This is a genomic window from Vitiosangium sp. GDMCC 1.1324 (assembly GCF_003044305.1).
Taxonomy (GTDB): domain Bacteria; phylum Myxococcota; class Myxococcia; order Myxococcales; family Myxococcaceae; genus Archangium.
The window spans coordinates 861,004-882,400 of the sequence record NZ_PZOX01000003.1; the positions used below are offsets into that span (position 1 = coordinate 861,004).

17 protein-coding genes are annotated in these 21,397 nt (G+C 69.5%); 14 read left to right on the forward strand and 3 right to left on the reverse strand.

The window, feature by feature from the left end; all coding sequences use genetic code 11:
- Position 1 precedes the first annotated feature (1 nt).
- Together DAT35_RS12120 and DAT35_RS12125 are read right to left on the reverse strand one after the other, a co-directional pair.
- A complete protein-coding gene (locus DAT35_RS12120; protein ID WP_108067092.1) occupies positions 2-1,042 on the reverse strand; it encodes a hypothetical protein in 1,041 nt (346 codons plus the stop codon).
- A 232-nt stretch (positions 1,043-1,274) separates the two neighbouring features.
- Positions 1,275-3,638 (reverse strand): FG-GAP-like repeat-containing protein, encoded by a 2,364-nt coding sequence (locus tag DAT35_RS12125; RefSeq protein ID WP_108067093.1) that lies wholly within the window; start codon positions 3,636-3,638, stop codon positions 1,275-1,277.
- 401 nt (positions 3,639-4,039) lie between these two features.
- Between DAT35_RS12125 and DAT35_RS12130 the strand changes: the two genes are divergently transcribed.
- From DAT35_RS12130 to DAT35_RS12155, 6 genes are all read left to right on the forward strand, one after another.
- Positions 4,040-5,674 carry a CotH kinase family protein gene (locus DAT35_RS12130; RefSeq protein WP_108067094.1) on the forward strand — a complete coding sequence of 545 codons (1,635 nt, stop codon included), beginning with the start codon at positions 4,040-4,042 and terminating at the stop codon, positions 5,672-5,674.
- Positions 5,675-5,703: 29 nt separating this feature from the next.
- On the forward strand, positions 5,704-6,435 hold the full coding sequence (locus DAT35_RS12135; RefSeq protein ID WP_233261425.1) for a VTC domain-containing protein: 732 nt from the start codon (positions 5,704-5,706) through the stop codon (positions 6,433-6,435).
- Positions 6,436-6,524: 89 nt separating this feature from the next.
- Positions 6,525-7,634 carry a porin gene (locus DAT35_RS12140; RefSeq protein ID WP_108067096.1) on the forward strand — a complete coding sequence of 370 codons (1,110 nt, stop codon included), beginning with the start codon at positions 6,525-6,527 and terminating at the stop codon, positions 7,632-7,634.
- Positions 7,634-9,316 (forward strand): dTMP kinase, encoded by a 1,683-nt coding sequence (tmk, locus tag DAT35_RS12145; protein WP_108067097.1) that lies wholly within the window; start codon positions 7,634-7,636, stop codon positions 9,314-9,316. The genes DAT35_RS12140 and tmk overlap by 1 nt, the downstream gene beginning before the upstream one ends.
- On the forward strand, positions 9,303-9,971 hold the full coding sequence (locus tag DAT35_RS12150) for a DUF4956 domain-containing protein (RefSeq protein ID WP_108067098.1): 669 nt from the start codon (positions 9,303-9,305) through the stop codon (positions 9,969-9,971). The genes tmk and DAT35_RS12150 overlap by 14 nt, the downstream gene beginning before the upstream one ends.
- 44 nt (positions 9,972-10,015) lie before the next feature.
- Entirely contained in the window at positions 10,016-10,642 is a 627-nt protein-coding gene (locus tag DAT35_RS12155) for a DUF47 domain-containing protein (protein WP_108067099.1), read from the forward strand.
- Between the two features lie 3 nt (positions 10,643-10,645).
- On the opposite strand, the gene DAT35_RS12160 is transcribed toward DAT35_RS12155, so the two are convergent.
- Positions 10,646-11,641, reverse strand: a complete 996-nt coding sequence (locus DAT35_RS12160) for a DUF3616 domain-containing protein (protein ID WP_108067251.1) — start codon at positions 11,639-11,641, stop codon at positions 10,646-10,648.
- Positions 11,642-11,940: 299 nt separating this feature from the next.
- On the opposite strand from DAT35_RS12160, the gene DAT35_RS12165 reads away from it, so the two are divergent.
- From DAT35_RS12165 to DAT35_RS12200, 8 genes are all read left to right on the forward strand, one after another.
- Positions 11,941-12,669, forward strand: coding sequence for a response regulator transcription factor (locus tag DAT35_RS12165; protein WP_108067100.1), 729 nt, complete (start codon positions 11,941-11,943; stop codon positions 12,667-12,669).
- Positions 12,666-14,084: a cell wall metabolism sensor histidine kinase WalK gene (locus DAT35_RS12170; protein ID WP_108067101.1), complete on the forward strand. Its 1,419-nt coding sequence runs from the start codon at positions 12,666-12,668 to the stop codon at positions 14,082-14,084. The genes DAT35_RS12165 and DAT35_RS12170 overlap by 4 nt, the downstream gene beginning before the upstream one ends.
- A gap of 46 nt (positions 14,085-14,130) precedes the next feature.
- Positions 14,131-15,573 (forward strand): efflux RND transporter periplasmic adaptor subunit, encoded by a 1,443-nt coding sequence (locus DAT35_RS12175; RefSeq protein WP_108067102.1) that lies wholly within the window; start codon positions 14,131-14,133, stop codon positions 15,571-15,573.
- Positions 15,574-15,591: 18 nt separating this feature from the next.
- Positions 15,592-16,338, forward strand: a complete 747-nt coding sequence (locus tag DAT35_RS12180; protein ID WP_108067103.1) for an ABC transporter ATP-binding protein — start codon at positions 15,592-15,594, stop codon at positions 16,336-16,338.
- On the forward strand, positions 16,335-17,567 hold the full coding sequence (locus DAT35_RS12185) for an ABC transporter permease (protein WP_108067104.1): 1,233 nt from the start codon (positions 16,335-16,337) through the stop codon (positions 17,565-17,567). Before DAT35_RS12180 ends, DAT35_RS12185 begins: the two co-directional genes overlap by 4 nt.
- Positions 17,567-18,874, forward strand: a complete 1,308-nt coding sequence (locus DAT35_RS12190) for a TolC family protein (protein ID WP_108067105.1) — start codon at positions 17,567-17,569, stop codon at positions 18,872-18,874. Before DAT35_RS12185 ends, DAT35_RS12190 begins: the two co-directional genes overlap by 1 nt.
- Positions 18,875-19,001: 127 nt before the next feature.
- On the forward strand, positions 19,002-19,886 hold the full coding sequence (locus DAT35_RS12195) for a hypothetical protein (protein ID WP_108067106.1): 885 nt from the start codon (positions 19,002-19,004) through the stop codon (positions 19,884-19,886).
- A gap of 148 nt (positions 19,887-20,034) precedes the next feature.
- Positions 20,035-21,396, forward strand: coding sequence for an MFS transporter (locus DAT35_RS12200; protein WP_233261426.1), 1,362 nt, complete (start codon positions 20,035-20,037; stop codon positions 21,394-21,396).
- Position 21,397 lies beyond the last annotated feature (1 nt).

A 21,397-nucleotide genomic window follows, 5' to 3' on the forward strand; every position in this document is an offset into this window, starting at 1 on the left:
CTCACTCCAGGCTCGTGAGCGTCAGCTCCATCACGCCCACCAAGCGCGAGCCCACCGAGGCCCAGCAGTAGAAGCGGTGCTCGCGCCCCTCCACCCCATGGCGGTGGGCGCAGAACGTCACCGACTCCCCGGCATTGGCGAGGCTCTCGGCACGCACCTCGCCGTGCGTCACCAGATAGCGCGCCGACGCGTTGCCCACGAGCTGGCGCAGCAGCGTGCCCGCCAGCCCCGACAGGCCGCTCATCACCACCGCCACCGGCAGCACCGGGTGCAGGGCGAAGTGGCCCTTGCACATCTCCACGGTCACCGGCAGCGTGGCCTTGAGGCACTCGCCATCCCGGACGGTGTCCTGCAACGGCGGCGGAGCACGGTGCGGGTTCTGCCGCATCGCGGCGAAGTCGGCCGGCGCTCCCCGCCCCTCCCGCCCGGCCCTCGGCTCACGGCGCATCTCCTGGCGCGAGCCCTGGAAGAGACGCGCGAAGGCCGCCGCGGACAGCACGTTGTAGTCCACCTCCAGCGCGAAGAGCGGCTGACCTCCGGCGCTGCTCAGCCGCGTGTACGCGGTCGCGGTGCGCCGCTCCTTGAACTCCGCCTTCGCCGCGCCGCGCAGCAGCCCGGTGGCCCGGGGCAGCGGCCCCTCGTGCAGCCGCTCCAACCTCGCGCGCCGCGCCAGGTAGTAGTGCTGCCCTTCCTTGGGGTTCACCAGCGACGCCGCGCACGAGCCGAGGATGGCCAGGTGCCGCCCCACCTCCGCGGCATTGATGGGCGAGGCCTCCCCCTCCGTCTCCTGCTCCACCGGCACTTTCGCCACCACCTCGCCGTCCCCCACCACCGTCACCTCGCTCAGCGCGAAGTACGGGTCCCTCACGCAGATGCGCTCGTAGAGCTCTGGCCGGCTCAACTCCTGGTACAGGCATGTTCCTGGCGTCTCGAAGGGGACGCGGTCTCCCCTGAGCCTGGCCAGTGCGGGCGTGGCCAGCGCGGAGATGGAGGACGGGGACCGTTGCGGAACGACCAGGGGGGACTGGAGTGCGTTGCCCATGCATCTTCCCTCGTGTTTGAGACCCCTCGGGGGCGGGGTCTCTTACGACACAGCGAGGTGTCGGAATCGACACGTGGGTGGACCCTAACCCATGCGAGCCCACTCAGATAGGGGGTAACTTTGCCATGACTGCGAATCTCGTTGGCACGAGGACACCCGATCGGGTAACGCGCCGATTTCACGGCGGAATCCCGGCCGGGTGTCCGGCGTGTGACGCGCCCGGGGTGAGCGGTCAGAGCGACAGGTCGAGGCTCACCCGGATCCCGAAGTCGCACGACGCGGTGTTGCCGGACCCATCCTTCGCGGTGCAGGTGACCTGAGTCAGTCCCAGCAGGAAGAGCGAGCCCGAGGGGTGCGAGCAGGTGACGGGCGCGGGGCCGCAGGAGTCCTTGGACGAGACCGCGAATTGGATGTTGAGGCCGATGTTGCCAAGCCCCACCCGGGCGTCCACCGACAGGGGGCAGGTGATGGACGGCGGCGTGGTGTCCACCACGGTGACAGTGCCCACGCATTGGGCGCTCGCCTCGCCGTCCGAGGCCGTCAGCGTGACGGCGTGGCGGCCCAGGCCGAAGGACGCATCCGGAGACTGGGACAGGGAGAGCGGTGACGGCCCGTGGTCCGGGTCGTAGCTGCCATGGTCCACGCTCGCGTAGCCCCGGCACGAGGCATCGGCGGTGACGGTGACGTCACGGCAGAGCGCCACCGGTGGCTCATTGCTCGGGGGCGCCTCGCAGGAGAGGTCCACCGTCGCGGTGGCGGTGTTGTTGTCCTCGCGGCACTCGGTGTCGCGGCCCACACCCGAGCCATCGTCGTCCACGCTGGCGATGAGCCCGGCGCTGCCGGAGAGGGGCGAGGACACGGAGACGGTGGCCAGGAAGCTGCCGCCCACGGGCAGAGGCTCGGGGACGGTGGCCACGCCGAGCAACGTGCCGCCCGAGGCCGCGTCCACCGCGTAGAAGGCCACCTTCAGGCCCGCGGCCACCGCGGCATCTCCCTGGTTGCGCACGTTCGCGCGGAGCACGAGGGTCCCCTCGCCATCGCACGTGGCGGACGGCTCGGACACGACGAGGTCCGCGACGGCATAGGGGCTCGGGCCGTCACCGAAGTGGTTGGCGACGTTGGCGTGGAAGGTGTTGAGCCTCGCGTCCAGCCAGTGCGCCGCCGGGTGCGCGGGGAGCGTGCCGTCATTGTTGATGTTCGTCACCGAGTAGGCGTGCTGGTTCCAGATGCGCCGCGTACCGGCCCAGCCCTCGTTCCGGTCATGGAACACGCGGACGCCATGGGAGCCCGCGTACGCATGGTCATTGGAGACCACCACGAGCTCCGCGGCGTTGTCCCCGTCCACGTCCGCGATAATGGGGTTCTCGTGCGTGGTGCCCGAGCTGTTGGGAATCTCCCAGAGCACCGAGCCAGTGGCTCCGTCCAGGATGCGCAGCTTCAGCTCGTCGGCGAAGACGACCTCGAGCCTGCCGTCCGCGTTGAAATCGAACGTGGTGGAGCCGGTCCTTCCGGAGCTCTGGTCCTGGATGGGGAGCGACCACTTCACGGAGCCATCGGCCTCAAGCACCGAGTACGCCCACTCGCCGGGCAGGCCGATCTCCAGCTGACCGTCCCCGTCGAAGTCCGCGATGTTGGGCGGGCCCCCGTGGCCTCCGGAGGGCACGTCGACGCTCCAGCGCAGCGAGCAGTCGTCGTCGAGCAGGCTCACCTTGCCGTAGCCCGACACGACCACCTCACCGGCCGCGTCACCGTCGAAGTTGGCCACGCCCGCGAAGCCGTGCGGAATCTCCGTGTTGGCGCACTTGAGGGTGCCGTCGTGCCGGTAGATGGCGCGGTCGTTGACCACCTCCTGCGTGCCGTCCTGGTCGATGTCCGCGGCGAAGGAGACGGGGCCCGTGTACTCGGCGCCCCCCATGCCGTCGGAGCCCACCCACTTCAGCGAGCCCGTGTGATCGTAGACACGGTTGCCGTCGAGGATCTCCACCGAGCCATCCCCGTCGAGGTCCGCGAGCGAAGGGCCACCCCACTCGTTGTAATCGTAGGCGTCCTCGGCCGAGCGGAACTTGAAGGTGCCGTCGTTCTCGAAGCAGAGGATGCCCCGGCCGTTCTCGGGGATGCCGCACACTTCCACCTTGCCATCCCCATCGATGTCACCAGCGGCGAGGCTCGCGGCGGGCTTCACCCGGGCAGACAGGTCCGTCACCGACCACAGCTCGTGCCCGTCATCTCCACTGACGGCCCGGAGCACTCCGTCCGAGCTGTAGTTGGCTCCCGCGAAGGTGCTGAAGACGATGTCTGGGATGTGGTCCCCGTTCACGTCCACCACCACGGGCGTCATCATCACCTGATGGTGCTCGGGCAACACCGGGCTGCCCGTCCACGCCCACTGCAGCTCCGGCTCGAGCGTCCCCGACAAGGGCGGCCTCACCTCGCAGCGCTCCGAGAGGTTCTCCGACCCCCTCGCGCCCGCCCCTTCCGGTGAAGCCGTGGTGCCGCAAGCCCCCACCGCGGACATCAGCCCCACAGTGACGAGCAGCCGCCCGTACCGCGCCCCCATACCTCCCACACGGCCATGAATACCGCCTCGCATCCTCATGTCGCGTCTCCTCCGATCGCGGGGCCGAGCCGGTCCACGGCCCACCCGGGACCGCCATGCCTGTGGGGGCCCTGTGTTGATTTGAGGAAGACGTCGGGGAGTGGATCTTTCCGCCTCCAACCATCGCTCCGACGCCCCCTGCGAGCGGAACTCTCCGTTTCGGGTGTAACGGATGAGCCAGACAGGCACCGGAGGTAGGGCGCTCAGCGAGGACGGTCGCCACCGCAATCACAGAGCGAGCCCCGACATCCCCGCCGCATATTCACGTTCAAAATATTTCGTCACAAACATGTAAAGAACAGGTCACGGAGCCGCTTCAGGGTGCCCACTCGCAGCGTCAGTGCCGGTTCCAGGCCGCGCACTGGCGAAGGAACACCGACCCCCCTGTCGAGAGGACCCCTATGAAGAGAAGTCCCCACCTTGGAGCGCTCGCCACACTCGCCATCGCCTTCACCACCGCGTGTGGTGGCGTCGACCGGCCCGACGGCTGGACCGAGGCGTCGCACGGAAAGGACGCAGCGCCCGCCTACGACGTCGTCTTCCCCCAGGGCAAGGTGCAGCGGATCGACCTCGTCATCACGCCAGAGGACTGGCAGACGATGCAGGACGACATGACGGGCATGCTGGGCGCGTTCGGCTCGGGCGGCGGTATGGGCCCGGGTGGCGGCGTCCCCGGCGGAAACGCGGACGGTGGCGTCCCCGGCGGCGGTGGTCCTGGCGGCGGTGGTGGCGGATTCCCCACCGAGCTCACCCAGGCCTGCGTGGACAAGGCGGAGGGCGACTCCTGCACCGCGACTTTCATGGGCAGCACCTTCACCAGCACGTGCACCGCGATGCAGGCCGGCCAGCTCATCTGCCGTCCCCCCTTCGGCCCTGGTGGTGGAGGCGGTGGCGCTCCGGATGGAGGGGGCGTTCCGGGTGGCGGAGGCGGAGGAGATCTGCTCCCCAACACGCCGGTGTACGTGCCCTCGACGGTGCGCTTCAACGGCAAGACCTGGCAGTACGTAGGCGTGCGGATGAAGGGCAACTCCTCCCTGTCGCAGACGTGGCGCAGCGGGGTGGGCAAGCTGCCGTTCCGGCTCAACTTCGACAAGTTCGAGGATGAGCATCCCGAAATCGAGGACCAGCGCTTCTACGGCTTCAAGAAGTTGTCCTTCGGCAACGGCGCGGCCGACACGTCGCTGCTGCGCGACAAGGTGGCCACGCAGATCTTCCGCGAGTTCGGTGTGCCCGCCGGCCACACCGCCTTCGTCGCCCTGTACGTGGACCACGGAGAGGGCTCCCAGTACTTCGGCCTCTACACGCTCGACGAGGACCCCGAGGAGCCGCTGCTCGACAGGAGCTTCGGAAGCCACAAGGGAGCGCTCTACGAGGCGGACGGCACGGGCGCGCGCTGGGGCACCTTCGACCAGGAGTCCTTTGAAATCCAGGCGAACGAGGAGCAGGGCTGGGCGCCCGTGGAGGAGGCCATCGCCGCGCTCAACTCCGACCGCACCGACGCGGCGGCCTGGCGCGCACGGCTCGAGGCGAAGCTGGACGTGGATGGCTTCCTCAAGTGGCTCGCGGTCAACACGGTGCTGCAGAACTGGGACGCCTACGGCGGCATGTCCCACAACTACTTCCTGTATGCCGACCCGAACGGGAACGGGCGCCTGCGCTGGATTACCTGGGACCACGACCGGTCCATGGGTGAAGGCATGGGGCGGGCCACGTCGCTGACGCAGGACAACGTGGACGCGACCTGGCCGCTCATCCGCTACCTGATGGATGACCCCACCTACTTCGCCATCTACAAGCAATACGCGCTGGAGGCGGCGCGGGGACCGCTCGCCCCGGACAAGTTCCAGGCCCGCCTGCGCGAGGAGCACGACCTCATCGCTCCATGGGTGGTGGGCGAGAACGCGGAGCAGCCGGGCTACACCTTCATCAGCAATACCCAGGCCTTCGAGGACTCGCTCACGGGCACCAGTGGCCTGCTGAACTTCGCCGCGAAGCGCCAGGCCGAAGTCGAAACCGCCTTCGGAACGAGCCCATGAACACCCCGGCCTGCACGAGTCCCCGTCCCATGCCGTCCGCCTCGGTGGAGTTGGATCATGAGAGGAAATTCCAGCCCTCTCGCGAGGCCTTGGACCTCTTCATGAGGGATGCCCGGCGCTGGACGAGCCCCTGTGTGTACAACTCCGGTCTTCCCTTCGCCTTCACGCGGACGACCTACTTCGACACCGAGGAGCTGGACTTCCTGGGCTCGTGCCGGGCCGGACACGCCGAGCGGCTGCGGCTGCGGGAGTACGCGGGGACGGCGGATCTCGCCCACCCGCCCGTGCTCTCCGGCAAGCGGTTCCTCGAGATGAAGAAGAACGCCGGAGACCGGCGCACCAAGGTCCGCATCCCCCTCACCGCGGAGGAGGCGGGGACACTGCTCTCGGGTGCACTCCTGACCGAGACGTGTGAGGCGGCCCGGCTCCTGCGGCAACTGCCCCACGCGCCGGTGAGACCCTGGGTGACGGCCTGGTACCGGCGCGGCACGCACGCGTCCCACGATGCCAGCGTGCGCATCACCGTGGACGAGGACCTCGTCTTCGCGCTCCCACCGGAGCGCAGTGCCACGGGCGAGCTCGCGGCCCCCTCGCGGCTGCTCCAACGCGCCCCCGCCACGTTGTTGGAGGTGAAGTGGCGGGGCCGCACCCCTCTCTGGTTGGAGGGGCTGCTCTGGACGTTGGAGCCCTTCGAGACCCAGGGCTCGAAGTTCGAACAAGGCATGCGAGCGCGTCTCGCCGGTGCGCCTTCCACGCAATAGCTCCCAAGGACATCCCAGTCGTGTACAGCTCTCGTCTTCTCCCCACCGGCGGCCGGAGTCGCTCCGCCGGATGGCTCCCCATTGCCTTGATGATCCTCGCGTCCTCCGCTCGGGCACAGGACGCAGCTCCCCAGGAGGCCCCCGAGGCCTCGAAGACCGAGGAGGCTCCCGAAGCCCCGCCGGCCCCCGCTCCCTCCACAGCCCCCGCCCCCGAGGAGACCTCGGACAGCCTCCGGCTTCCCTCCGCGTTCGGCTCGGTGACGGTGGGCGGACGGCTCTCCGTCCGCGAAGCGCTCGGTGCCAAGGGCGAGAAGGCCTGGTCCGGGGAACTCTCCATCCCCGCCGCGCGCATCGAGCTCACCTACCAGTGGAAGAAGCGCCTTCGCGCCGTGGTGGAGCTCGACGTCCAGGACGGCCTCAAGGACGCCTATATCTCGCTGAATCTCGCCGGGGGCTTCTCCGTCCGGGCCGGCCACTTCAAGGTGCCCCTGTCCCTCGTGGAGCTCGAATCCACGACGCGGCTCCCGCTCGTGCGCCGCGGCCTGCTCCGCGATGTCCTCTCCGACGCGCTCGGGCTCACCGGCCGCCGCATCGGCGCCCAGCTCGAGTGGAAGTGCACCGGGTGTGAGCGGGCACTCAAGCTGCGCGCCGGCGTGTGGCAGATGGACGACTCCGGCGACAAGGCTCCCCTGGCGGACGGGCTCGGCCTCGTCCCGGGCTTCCGTGGCACCTGGGAGGTGTTGGACTCGCTCGAGCTGGGCGTCTCCGCCATGGCAGACACAAGGTCCACCTGGACGGCCGGGGTCGACGCGAAGCACTCGCTGCCCATCGGCCAGGGAGAGCTGCGCACCTGGGCCGAGGTGCTCGTGGGACGCAATGCGCTCCTGGTGGGGGCCGAGGGGCCTCTGCTCACGGCGCGGGCACTCACGGCCTGGCGCATCGGCGGCGGCCGCAAGGGCGCACTGTTCCTCGAGCCCTTCCTCATGCTGTCGCTGTTCGATCCGGATCTCCAACTCCCGGAGGACCGGCTCTGGGAGGCCGCGGGAGGACTCAATTTCGGTCAGAGGGGCCGCTGGCGGTTGCAGGCCCAGGTGGAGAGCCGCCGGGCCGAGGCGTCCGTGCCCGCCTCCGTCCAGTCCCTCGACAACAGCCTCACGGACAGGCGCGCGGTGCTGCTGCAGATGGAGGTGAGCTTCTGATGTTGATTGTCTTCGAAGGAATCGATGGCTCCGGCAAGACGACGCTGTCCAACCGCGTGGCGCGCGAGCTGCGCCGGGCGGGGCTGCGCGTGCGTCACGTCCGAGAGGACGGCAAGCTGGCTTCGCCCGTGTCCGAGGGACTGCGGCGCTTCACCCGCAACCCCCTCCACCTCGCGCTCACCCCCATGGCCGAGCTGCTCCTCTACTCGGCTCGAGAGACCCAGCTCCTCGAGGAGGTGACCCGCCCCGCGCTCGCCGAGTACGAGGTCGTCATCGCCGACCGTTTCCTCTACACCGCCGAGGTGCTCGCCCGCTGGGGCCGAGGGCTTCCGGAGCACGAGGTGCGGCCCATCCTGGACGCCTGCTCCCGCGGCCTTCAGCCCGACCGCGTCTTCCTCATCGACGTGGACCCGGCGATCGCACGAGCCCGCCGCCGCATCTCGAAGCTCCTGACGCCCCCGCAGGGCACGCCCTCCCGCAAGGGACTGGCGGGAGTGGGGCTCCAGTCGCGGCTACGCGCCGGCTACCGGGCACTCGCCGCGGAGTCTCCCAGGCGGTGGTGCCTCATCGAGAACTCGGACGTGCCGCTCGACGCGCTCGTGGCCCTGCTCGTCCAGGAGGTGCTGCGGCTCAAGAACGGCGAGTCCTCCGCGTCTCCGCCCGTGCGCTCGCGTCCGGTGGCGCCCATCCGCTCGCTGACGGAGGCCCGCGTGCGCTTCCTCGCGCGGCTGGATGGCTGGATGAAGCAGGAGCCGCAGCTCGCCGCCTGGTTCCTCGCGGGCCTGGAGGGCCCGGACATCGCGGAGCGCCGGAGACTGCTGGCCGGACCGTGCCCCGAGCTGATCGCCCATGGTCTGTCCGGACTCACGGACGCGGAGGCGTGGAGCCTGCGCGGACAACTGGAGGAGGCGGCCCCGGTGCAGGTGCTCGGCTCGCTCAAGGACCTGGCCGCGGACACCCCCGAGGCCTGGGAGCTCCGCGAACGCTGGGAGACGCGCAAGCACGAGGCCGTCGCGGACTCGCTGGACGGGCTCGACTCGGAGCGGGCGTGGAAGATGCGCGAGCGGCTCTACTTCTCCGCCGCGGAGCATGTCGTCTCGTCGCTCGCGAGGCTCGGCGGTGAGCGCGCGTGGGAGGAGCGCTGGCGCTGGCTGTCGGACATGGGAGGCGAACCGGCACTCGGCCTGGAGCGGGTGGCGCGCATCGCCTGCCGCGCCATCCGGGGAGTCGATGACGCACAGGCCTGGGACTGGCGCGAGCGCGCCTTCGAGGCGGCACCCGACGCCGTGCTGCGCACCCTGCAAGGGCTCGACAGCGAGCGGGCCTGGGAGATGCGCGAGCGGCACGTGGCACGCGCGCCCCGGGCGGTGCTCGGAACCCTGGACGGCCTGGACGTTCCCCGCGCCTGGGCGCTGCGCGAGTCCTTCGGAGTTCAGTGCGAGGAGGCGCTGGACTCGTTCGTGGGAATGGAGGGAGCCACGGCGTGGAAGCTGCGCACCGCGCTGGCGGACACCTGGCCCGCCGCCACGGTGAAGAACCTGGGGCCCCTGGCCACGACCTCCCGGGGACAGGCCCTCATCGAGCGGCTGCTGGAGAACCACCCCCAGGATTTCGCCCTGCTGCGCCAAGCCGCACGCGCCGCCTCGGACACTACCCAGGAGAGACGCGATGCCTCCGCCTGATGCCCTGACACACGGGGCCTCCGTCAGTCCCCATGTCCTGCCCGTCCTCGACGCCCTGCTGCGCTTCAGCCTCGCCCTCGTGCTCGGCGGAATCCTCGCCTACCGGCCCTGGCGCAAGTGGATGCCGAACGCCCTGGCCCCCGCCCAGCAGACCGTGCACACCCAGTTGCTCATCGCCGTGGCCGGAGCGGTGATGACGACAGTCATCGGCGACAGCATGTCCCGCGCCTTCGGGCTGGTGGGCCTCGGCGGCTTCATCCGCTTCCGCTCGGGCATCAAGGACCCCCGGGATGCCGCGGTCATGTTCGTGCTCATCGGCGTGGGCATGTCCTGCGGGCTGGGCGCCTTCCAGGTCGCCCTGTGCGCGACGTTCTTCCTCGGCGCCGTGCTGATGGTGCTGGACTCGACGGCCCAGCACGACACGCAGTGGGTGAAGGTGTCCCTGGACGTGGAGGACCTGGGCGCGGCACTGCCACCGCTGAGAGCCCTGCACCCGGGAGCGCGCGTCGTCACGCTCGAACAGGCGCCCTCGGCGCTGGGAGGCACGGCCGTGGTGGAGATCGCCATGCCCCGGCGGATGGATGGCTTCGAGCTGCTCGAAGGGGTGCGCGGCGCGCTGCCGGGCGTCCGGAGTGCCTCCATCGATCCGGAGTGATTCGTGGTTTGCCGCGCCCGCAGACAGGGCGCTCAGGAGGTCGAATGCTCGAGAAACTGATGCCCAGGTCCGACGAGTTCTTCAACGACTTCGACGCCCAGTGTGCCGTGACCCTGGAGGGGGCGCGGATGCTGCATGAGCTGTTGAGCGACTACCGGGACGTCCCCGCCCGGGTCCTGGCGCTCAAGGAGGTGGAGCACAAGGGGGACTCCGTCACGCACGCCGCCTTCAACCGGCTGCACCAGCAGTTCATCACGCCCTTCGACAGGACGCAGATCCACGCCCTGCTCTCCCGCATCGACGACGTGCTGGACTTCACCAACGCGGCCGCCGCCCGCCTCCTCTATTACGAAATCCAGACCAGCCTTCCGGAGGCCACCGAGCTGGCCCGGTTGCTGGTCCTGTCCGCGGAGAAGATTCGCGAGGTGGTGGCCATGCTGCGGCTCATCAAACAGCCGGAGAAGATCCTCGCCGGCTGCAAGGCCATCAAACAGCTGGAGACCCAGGCGGACGAGACCCTGCGCGCCGGCATGGGCAAGCTCTTCAAGAGCGGCGTGGACCACCTCACCATCATCAAGTGGAAGGAGATCTACGACCTCATCGAGAGCGCCACCGACAAGTGCCTCGATGTGGCCAACGTCATCCAGGGCGTCGTCCTGGAGCACTCCTGAGCGCTAGGACTTCGGGGGCAGCCGGAGCCAGACCCCTCGGAAGCGCTTCTTCTCCGGCTCCTGGAGCCGCTTGCACTCGACGCCGTCGAGCAGGCGCGTTCCGTCGTCACTGAGGGCGAGGATCTCCTCCTTGTCCTCGAACGTGACAAAGGCCTCGGGGTTGAGGTCGGTGAAGTCGGCGCTCTCCACCAGCGTGGGCCGTTCCGCCTTGCCATCCCAGGTGAACAGGCGGGAGCCGCCCTGTCCCGAGGTGGGGCCCGCGATGAAGAGGTACCGGCCCTTCCACCGGGAGATGGAGCGAATCCCCAACCCACCGAAGTCCAGCAGCCGCACGGCTCCCAGACGCGCGGGCTTCCCTTGCGGCAACTCCGCCGGGTTCAAGAGGACGATGGTGAGGGCCTTGCCCTCGGGAAGCGGATTCCGGAAGCCAATCAGGACGGACTTCCCATCCTCCATCGCCGTCATGCCCTCGATGTTGAGTCCCCCCTCCGCCTTCGGAGCGCGCTTGGAGGCCGAGGCCAGGTCGAACGCCGCGAGCTGGGGCGCCGCGAGCAGGTCATCGAGCAGCTGGGTGTATGGCTTTCCCTCGAGCTGGACCGTCCCATTCCGGGAGGTGCGGGTCGCGAAGAAGCGGAAGCGATTGGTATCCAGCTTTCCGGAGCTCTTGCGTCCATGAGAGGACAGCCAGAACGAGAGGGGCGGTATCTCCGTCGCGGCTTCGATGTCTGTCTCCGGAGCCCCCTTCTTGCCCATGGAAAGACCCAGCGACGAGGACAGGTCGGTGGTTCGGATGGGGCGGCCCCCGGTCTTGCCGTCATAGACGCGGATGATGTTGTCCTCGTCATCGGCGACGGTGAACGACCACTTGCCCTGCACCACGGCGCCCGACGCATCACAGGCGCCCTCGAAGGTCACGACCTTCGTCGTCGGGGGGGAAGGAGGCCGATCACCCGGCGACGAACCCAGGACGGCGGTCATCACAAAGGCAGTCTTGAGCATGCCGCGAATCATAAACAGGGCCCTCCCGGGCCGCTTGCCATACAGCGGCGGCCCGGGGGCCCGATCGGAGGGTCCCTCCCGGCTCCACCTCCGCTTCTCGCCCGGAAATATTTCTTCATACAACCGAAGCCCGCCGGACATGTCAGGCTGGCAACTTCCACGATGCGGCCCGGGGGCAAGCATCCTGTCAGCCGTCCGTCAGACGGTGGCACCTCGAACCCCTCTAACTTGCCCCCGGGTCGTATCTTCATCGTCGTGACCCCAGGGGCGGTGGGTACGACGAGAGGAGAGACGCGACCATGGATCAACCGACACAGCCCGCCACCGAAGAAGGAACCATCCAGGTGCTGCTGGTGGAGGACGACGAGCGCCTGGCCCGGCTCACCAGCCGCTACCTCCAGGAGCACGGCATCCTCGTCACCATCGTCCGCACCGGCCCCGAGGGGCTGGCCGAGGCGAGCCGCCATGCCTACGACGTCATCCTCCTGGACCTCATGCTGCCCGGGCGCGATGGGATGGAGGTGTGCCGCGAGCTGCGCACGCGCAGTGACGTTCCCATCATCATGGTGACGGCCCGCGGCGAGGAGGCCGATCGAGTGCTCGGTCTGGAGACGGGCGCCGATGACTACCTCGCCAAGCCCTACTCCTCGCGCGAGCTGCTTGCTCGCATCCGCGCCCATGTCCGCCGGGCCCGCGGGCGCTCCGGGCCTTCCACCCAGCCCCTCCTGGTCGGCAAGCTGTCGTTGGATCCCCGCAGCCTCAGCGCCACGCTCGATGGCAAGACGCTGCCGCTGACCACCTACGAATTCGGGCTGCTGCGCGTCCTGGCCGAGCGCGCCGGGCGCGTCCTCAGCCGTGAGCAGCTCCTGGACCTGGTCAAGGGCAACGCGGAGGAGGTATTCGACCGCTCCGTGGACGTGCACATCTTCCGCATCCGCCAGAAGATCGAGGAGGACCCCCGCAACCCGAAGCTGCTCAAGACGGTGCGCGGCGCGGGCTACATGCTCGCCACCGGGGACGACACATGAGTGGCCGGCGCCCCCGGCTCCCCGGTCGGCTGCTGCTGCGCATCTACCTGGTGGGCCTCGCGCAGCTCCTGCTCATCGCCTTCGCGTTCACCCTCGCCCGCCGGTACGTCAACGAGGGGGGACCCCGGCCGCACTTCTATGAGCGGAACGCGGCCTACTTCGTCTCCGAGTGGGCCCGGTTCCGCGACCAGCCAGAGGAACTGCAAGGGGCGTTGGACCGGGCAGGCCAGCAGCTCCGGCTGCGGGTGACGATGCGCGCCGTCGACGGCCGGCTCCTCGCCTCCAATCTCCCGCGGCCCCGCGAACCCCTCTCCGCCGAGGAGCTCCAACAGCTCGAGACGGATCGCATGGAGAGCAGCCCCGAGCCGCCTCATACGATCGTGGTGGGCATCCCGGAGAAGGGCCCTCTGGAGGCCTATGCCCTCATGGAGACGCCCCCGCCGCCCGGGCCTCCCCCCGACCTGTGGATCATGCTCGCCGTGGTCCTCGGGTGCACCGCCATCACGTCCATCGTCTTCGCCCGCTCCCTGGCCGTGCCCCTCCAACAGCTGGCCGCGGCGGCCCGGGCGCTCGGCTCGGGCAACCTGGGCGCGCGCACGGGCGTGCGCCGGCGCGACGAGCTGGGACAGGTGGCCGAGGCCTTCGACGAAATGGCCGAGCGCGTCACCTACCTGTTGCGCTCGCAGAAGGAGCTGCTCGCCAACGTCTCGCACGAGTTGCGCACCCCGCTGGCCCGCATCCGCGTGGCCCTGGACCTGGCCAACGAGGGGAGCGCCGAGCTGGCACGTGAATCCCTCGGGGACATCGCCGAGGACCTGGGTGAGCTGGAGCGGTTGATCTCCGACGTGCTCACCGCGGCCCGGTTGGACCTCGCCACGGAACAGACGCCCGGCGCCACCCCTCCGCTGCGCCGCGAGCACGTGGAGGCCCAATCCCTGCTGGACAAGGCCGCCACCCGCTTCCGCTCCGCCCGGCCCGAGCATCGGCTCGACGTGCGCGTGGAGGGCGCCCTGCCCGCGCTGGAGGCGGACCCGGTGCTGTTGAGGCGCGCGTTCGACAACCTGCTCGACAACGCGGGCAAGTACTCCGAGCCCCACACCACCGTGCGGCTGCTCGCCCGCCCGCTGGACAACGGCCTCCAGGTGGAGGTGCGGGACGAGGGCATCGGCATCGACGCGAACGACCTGCCCCACCTCTTCACCCCGTTCTTCCGCAGCGATCGCAGCCGGGCCCGGAAGACGGGCGGTGTGGGATTGGGACTCGCGCTCGCGCGCCGCATCGTCATCGCCCACGGGGGCACGCTCACCCTGGAGAGCCAGCCCGGCCAGGGTACGACGGCCCGCGTCATCCTCCCCGCCGCCCCGCCCGCAGGGCAGGCAGCCGAGCAGGCGAACGTCGCCCGTCATCTTTCGTAACAATCACGAGATTCACCGAAACATTGCGGCACATAGATCGTGGGCCATGAGGTCCACGACCGAGTCGCCGCGACAGGAAGAGCCGTCCCGTTCCATCAAGCCCGCCCCCGTGCCGGAGGACGTCACCCGGCGCGGACGCCTGCCCAGGCGCTGGCCCCTGTGGGCGCTGCTCATCGCCGCAGTGGTGGCCGGGGGCGTGTGGCTGCTGCGGCCCAAGGCGAAGGACCCGGCGGCCAACTTCGAGACGACGGCGGTGCAGCGGCGCGACGTCGAGTCCCGCGTGACGGCGACCGGGACGGTGTCCGCGCTGGTGACGGTGCAGGTGGGCAGCCAGGTGTCCGGCCGCATCCAGGAGATCCTGGTCGACTACAACTCGCCGGTGAAGAAGGGGCAGGTGATTGCCCGCATCGACCCGCAGCTGCTCCAGGCCGCGCTGGAGCGGGCCCGGGCCAACCTGCTGTCCGCGAAGGCCAACGTGCAGAAGGCTCGCGTGGAGGCAGAGAACTCCCGCCGCCAGGCCGAGCGCTCAAAGACTCTGCGCGAGCAGCAGTTCATCTCCCAGTCGGAGCTGGACACCGCCGAGGCCAGCGCCCAGTCGGCCCAGGCCCAGGTGACCTCGGCCGAGGCCTCGCTGGCCCAGGCCCAGGCTGCGCTCAACGAGGCGGAGGTGAACCTGCACTACGCCACCATCGTGTCGCCCACGGACGGCATCGTCATCTCGCGCAGCGTGGACGTGGGGCAGACGGTGGCGGCCTCGCTGCAGGCCCCCACCCTGTTCACCATCGCCGAGGACCTGCGGAAGATGCAGGTGGACACCAGCGTCGCCGAGTCCGACGTGGGCCGGCTGGTGGATGGCATGCGCGCCACCTTCACCGTGGATGCCTGGCCCGGGGTGAGCTTCGAGGGCGTCATCCGGCAGATCCGTAACGCGTCGCAGACGGTGCAGAACGTCGTCACCTATGACGCCGTCATCGACGTGGCGAACCCGGAGCTGAAGCTCAAGCCAGGAATGACGGCCAACGTCACCTTCATCACCGCGCACCGGGAGAACGTGCTCACCGTGCCCAATGCGGCGCTGCGCTTCCGGCCGCCCATGCCCCCCGAGGGAGCTCGGCGCGGAGGCCCTGGCATGGGCGGCGCGGGGGGTGTCGGTGGCGAGGGCAGCGCCAGTGGTGCGGGCAGCGCCAGTGGTGCGGGCGGCGCGGGAGGCCCTGGAGAGCCGGGTGCGTGGAAGAAGCCCGAGCCCGGAACCAAGACGGTGTTCGTCCTGCGCGACGGGCGGCCGAGGCCCGTGCACGTGAAGCCCGGAGTGACGGATGGCACGTACACGGAGGTGGAGGGAGACCTGCGCGAGGGTGACGCGGTCATCACCGCCCTGGCCGCGGATGCGCAGGTGCCGCAGGGCGCCAGCTCCGGCCAGCGCGGTGGGATGGGTGGCGGGATGGGTGGCGGACGGGGTGGCGGCTTCCGTCCCCCGGGGCCCTTCTAGGTGATGGGGAGGCGCGACATGAACGACAACCCAGAACAGACACCACTCATCGCGCTCCGCGGCGTGAGCAAGATCTACCGGACGGGAGACGTGGAGGTGGCGGCCCTGCGGGGCGTGGACTTCTCCGTGGAGGCCGGCGAGTTCGTGGCCATCATGGGCTCGAGCGGCTCGGGCAAGTCCACCCTGATGAACATCCTCGGCTGCCTGGACCGGCCCACCGCGGGCCAGTACCTGCTGGATGGCCAGGACGTCTCGCGCCTGGACCGCAACGACCTGGCCATCGTGCGCAACCGCACCCTGGGCTTCGTCTTCCAGAGCTTCAACCTGCTGGCACGCACGACGGCGCTGGAGAACGTGGAGCTGCCCATGCTCTACGCCGGGGTGCCCGCGCGCGAGCGCAGGAAGCGGGCGCGTGAAGCGCTCGAGCGGGTGGGCCTGGGCGCGCGCCTGGACCACCACCCGCGCCAGCTCTCCGGTGGACAGCAGCAGCGCGTGGCCATCGCCCGGGCCCTGGTGAGCCGACCGCGCGTCATCCTCGCCGACGAGCCCACGGGCAACCTGGACTCGCGCACCAGCGTGGAGGTGATGGCGCTCTTCCAGGAATTGCGCCACGAGGGCATCACGCTCGTGCTGGTGACGCACGAGCCGGACATCGCCGGGTACGCCGGACGCGTGGTGGTGGTGAAGGACGGGCGCATCCTCTCGGACCGGCGCCAGCAGCCGGTGCCCGCGGAAGTGCCCCCGCTGGAGGAGGCCGTGTCATGAACGTGCTGGAGACCCTGTCACTGGCGGTGCGCTCGCTGCTGCGCAGCAAGATGCGCTCCTTCCTCACCGCGCTGGGCATCATCATCGGCGTGGGAGCCGTCATCGCCATGGTGGCCATTGGCGATGGGGCGCGTGCCAACGTGCAGAAGGTGTTCGACTCCATGGGCACCAACCTGCTCATCGTCATGCCCGGCTCCACCAACTCGGGAGGCGCGCGGGGCGGGTTCGGCAGCCAGCCCACCATCACCTGGGACGACCTGGACGCCATCCGCACGCAGGTGTCGAGCGTGCGCGCCGCCGCTCCCGAGATGCGCACGAACACCCAGGTGTTCTCCGAGGACCAGAACTGGACGACGAGCGTGACGGGCAGCACGCCCGAATTCTTCGACGTGCGCGTGTGGACCATCGAGCAGGGCAGGCGCTTCACCCAGGCGGATGTGGACGCGGGAGCCAAGGTGGCCGTCATCGGCCAGACGGTGGTGGAGAAGCTCTATGGGGCGGGCTTCAACCCGGTGGGGCAGGTCATCCGCATCAAGAAGACCCCTTTCACCATCATCGGGATGACGGCGCGCAAGGGGCAGTCCCCCATGGGGCAGGACTACGACGACAGCATCTTCGTCCCCGCCACCACCTTCCAACGTCAGTTGCAGGCGCAGAGCCTGGGCAAGTTCATCACCGGCATCCTCTACGTGCAGGCCGACGCCAGCGCCGGCACCGCGAAGGCCCAGCAGGACGTCACCACGCTCCTGCGCGAGCGGCACCGGCTGGCCGACGACGCCGCCAACGACTTCGACATCCGGGACCTGTCCGAGCTGGCCAACAGCCGGCAGCAGAGCACCGAGACGCTGAGCCTGCTGTTGGCCTCCATCGCCGCCGTGTCCCTGGTGGTGGGCGGCATCGGCATCATGAACATCATGCTGGTGAGCGTCACCGAGCGCACCCGCGAGATTGGTGTACGGGTGGCGGTGGGCGCGCGGCCTCGCGACATCCTCCTCCAGTTCCTCATCGAGGCGCTGACGCTGTCACTGCTCGGAGGGCTCATTGGCGCGGCCGCCGGACTGGGCGTGGCCCGGCTGCTCGCGGTCCAGTTCCAATGGCCCCTGCTGGTACGGCCGGATGTCATCTTCCTGGCGCTCGGCTTCAGCGCGCTGGTGGGCGTGGGCTTCGGCCTGTACCCCGCACGCAAGGCCAGTCAGCTCGACCCTATCGACGCCCTGAGGTACGAGTAATGCGAACGCTCTTCCCCATCCTTGCCCTGCTGCTCGCCGCCGCTCCGGCGTGGGCCCAGCAGACGCAGCAGCGCGTCCTCACCCTGGAGGAGGCCCTGCGCACCGCCCGCGAGCGGCAGCCGCAGTTGCGCCAGGCCCAGGCCAACACCTCCGCGGCCAGTGCCCGCGTGGACCAGAACTTCTCCTCGCTGCTGCCCCAGGTGAGCGCCAGCGCTTCATACAACCGCTCCTTCTCCAACAAGGGAGCTGGCGTGGGTACGACGACCCCCTCCGGCTTCATCAGCCGCGAGGGCTTCAACGTGGGCGCCTCGCTCAACCAGCTCATCTGGGACTTCGGCCGCACCACCGGCCGGTGGCACTCCTCCCAGCAGTCCGCCGAGGCCCAGAAGGCCACCGAATCCCAGACGTTGATCAACGTGCAGGCCAATGTGCAGGCGGCCTACTTCAACGCCCTGGCGCAGCAGGTGCTGGTGCAGGTGGCCCAGGAGACGCTGGAGAACGAGAAGGCACACCTGGCCCAGGTGCAGGCCCAGGTGCAGGTGGGCACGCGGCCGGAGATCGACCTGCTTCAACAGCGCACGGCGGTGGCCAACGCCCAGGTGCAGCTCATCCAGGCGCGCAACAACGCCGCCACCAGCAAGGCCCAGCTCAACCAGGCCATGGGCGTGGAGGCCACCACCGGCTACACCGTCCAGGAGGAGACGGTGGGCGTCGTGCAGGGCGAGGACCAGTCCGTCGACACGCTGGTGGACGCCGCGTTCCAGGGCCGGCCGGACCTGGCCGCCAACGAGCACCAGTTGCGCGCCCAGGAGCTGACCATCTCCGCCACTCGCGGCAACTACTGGCCGAGCCTGTCCGCCTCGGTGTCGGCGACGGACTCGGGCCCGAACCCGGCGAACCTGGACTGGGGCGTGAGCGGCCAGGTGGGGCTGAGCTGGCCCCTCTTCCAGGGCGGGCTCACCCGCGCCCAGGTGCGCGAGCAGCAGGCCAACCTCAACAGCATCCAGGCCCAGCGTGACGCATTGCGCCAGCAGGTGCGCCTGGAGGTGGAGCGCGCGCAGCTCGCCGTGACGGCCGCACGCGAGAGCCTGTCCGCCGCGGAGGAGGCCCTGACCAATGCCCGCGAGCGGCTCCGTCTTGCCGAGGGCCGCTACCGCGCGGGCGTGGGCAACATCATCGAGCTGTCCGACGCGCAGCTCTCCGCCACCAACGCCGCCGTCCAGCGCGTCCAAGCCTCGTACAACCTGGCCACCGCCCGGACGGAGCTGGCACGCGCCCTCGGACGCCAGACTCCCCCCAGCGCTTGAGCAAACGGGAGTCTTCTTTCTCGTTTTAAGGGAATACCCCTGCTGTGCGATAAAACTTGGTGGTAGGATTGAACTCGCCCGCTCATCAGCCGGGCGGGCGCAACCCCCCCTACCCCAGGAACACCGCATGAGCACACCCGTCAGAACGGCAGTCGTCGCGGCCGCGGCCGCCGCCTTCCTCGCCGCCCCGGAGGCCTCGGCCACCAACTACACGCTGTGGATCCACGGCAAGAACGGTGGCGGTACCCAGATTGGCAACTACGCCGACTTCTCCAACTGGGGCCCGAGCAGCGCCTCGGCCGGTGTGAACAAGAAGGCCGTCAACTGGAACGGCTCGCAGAGCATCGCCTCGCAAAACGCCTATATCCGCAACGCGCTCGACTGCTTCTGCACCGGCGACAACTGGTGCTACATCGCCGTGCACAGCGCGGGCGACCTGCAGATCGGCTACACGCTGGCGCTGTACGGTACCTCCGCGCGCAACAAGAAGAACGCCACGCCCAACTCCAGTGGCGTCTGTGGCGACGCGGGCGGAACCCAGACGGGCTGGAACATCAAGTGGGTGGACGTGGCCTCGGGCGCTGGCGGCGGCAGCGAGCTGGCCGACTATGGCGAGTGGGCGGTGAGCGACCCCATCGTGAGCGACCTGGTCACCTCCACCGCGCGATCCAAGTACAACCACAACACCACGGCCTCGGTCTGGTTCTACATGTTCGCCGGAGCCAAGGGCACGGCCTACTCGGGCATCCTGTCGGGCCAGGACGACGAGGCGGTGGCCTACCACTCCACGGGCGGCGTCTCCGCCAAGGGCGGCTTCTGCAACCCCGGTGACTGGTTCTGCGACGGCACGCTGAACACGGGCACCGCCGCCACCAGCAACGGCAAGGCCAAGTGGTCCTACCACACGGTCCAGTTCCGGGATGATGGCGAGAACTACAACCACTACGGCAACGGCAACTGGGAAGGCATTGTCGGAGTGGTGCGCCAGGACGTCGCCACCTACGCCTACTGAGCCACCCGCCTCTGTGACAGGGCGGTGACAGGGGCGCCCCGGAGGGAGGGGGGCGCCCTCGCTTCACCTCCGAGGGAGGCCGGGTTGTCTTCCCGCGGGTGGAGGGACTATGCAGGAAGCCCCCCATCCCCACGCGAGAGAAGACATCGTGACGGAGCAATCCCAGCACACGAACATCTGGAAGGTGGCCGCCGCGAGCTTCATCGGCACGGCCGTGGAGTGGTACGACTTCTTCCTGTACGGCACCGCGGCGGCGCTCATCTTCAACCGCCTCTTCTTCCCCTCGTTTGATCCGCTGATGGGCACGCTCGCCGCGTTCGCCACCTTCGCGGTGGGCTTCGTGGCGCGCCCGCTCGGCGGCATCATCTTCGGCCACTTCGGCGACAAGATCGGCCGCAAGTCCATGCTGAGCGCCACGCTGATGATCATGGGCGCGGCCACGTTCGGCATCGGGCTGCTGCCCACCTACGCGAGCGTCGGCGTGTGGGCTCCCATCCTGCTGGTGCTGCTGCGCATCCTCCAGGGCTTCGGCCTGGGCGGTGAGTGGGGAGGCGCGGTGCTGATGGCCGTGGAGCATGCCCCCGCCAACCGGCGCGGCTTCTATGGAAGCTGGCCGCAGATGGGCGCGCCCGCGGGCCTGCTGGTGGCCAACGCCGTGTTCTCCATCTTCTCCCGCCTGCCCGAGGAGCAATTCGTGGCGTGGGGCTGGCGCGTGCCCTTCCTCTTCAGCGCGGTGCTCATCGGCATTGGCGTCTTCATCCGCCACAGCGTCGCCGAGTCCCCCGCCTTCCGCGCGCACCAGGCCGCCAGCACGAAGGCCCCCGCCGCCAGCTCGAAGATTCCCGCGCTCGAGGCGCTGCGCACCTATCCCAAGCAAATCCTCCTCGCCATGGGGGCGCGCTTCGCGGAGAACGGCTTCTTCTACATCGTCACCACCTTCGTGCTCACCTACGGCACCGGGCAGCTCAAGCTGGAGCGCTCCGACATGCTCACCGCGGTGCTGGTAGCCACCTCCGTCCACCTGGTGGCCATCCCCTCCTTCGGGGCGCTCTCGGACGTGCTCGGCCGCCGTCCCGTCTACCTCGGTGGCGCCGTGGCCTGCGCGGTGCTGGCCTTCCCCTTCTTCTGGCTCATCGACACGAAGACGACGGGCCTCATTTGGCTGGCCATTACGTTGGGCATCATCGCCCACGCCGCCATGTACGGGCCCCAGGCCAGCTTCTTCTCCGAGCTCTTCGGCACGCGCGTGCGCTACAGCGGCGCCTCGCTGGGCTACCAGCTCGCCTCCGTGTTCGCCGGGGGGCTGTCGCCGCTCGTCGCCACCTTCCTGCTGACGGAGTCCGGCGGCAAGGCCTGGCCCGTGTCCCTCTACATGGTGGGCCTGGCGCTCATCACGCTCGTCTCCGTCTACCTCTCCGCCGAGACGTTCCGCGAGCACCTCACCGACCCGGCCGCCAAGGCCCCCGAGGAGAGTGCCTCGGGGACCGACAAGCAGCGCGAGGTGGCCTGAG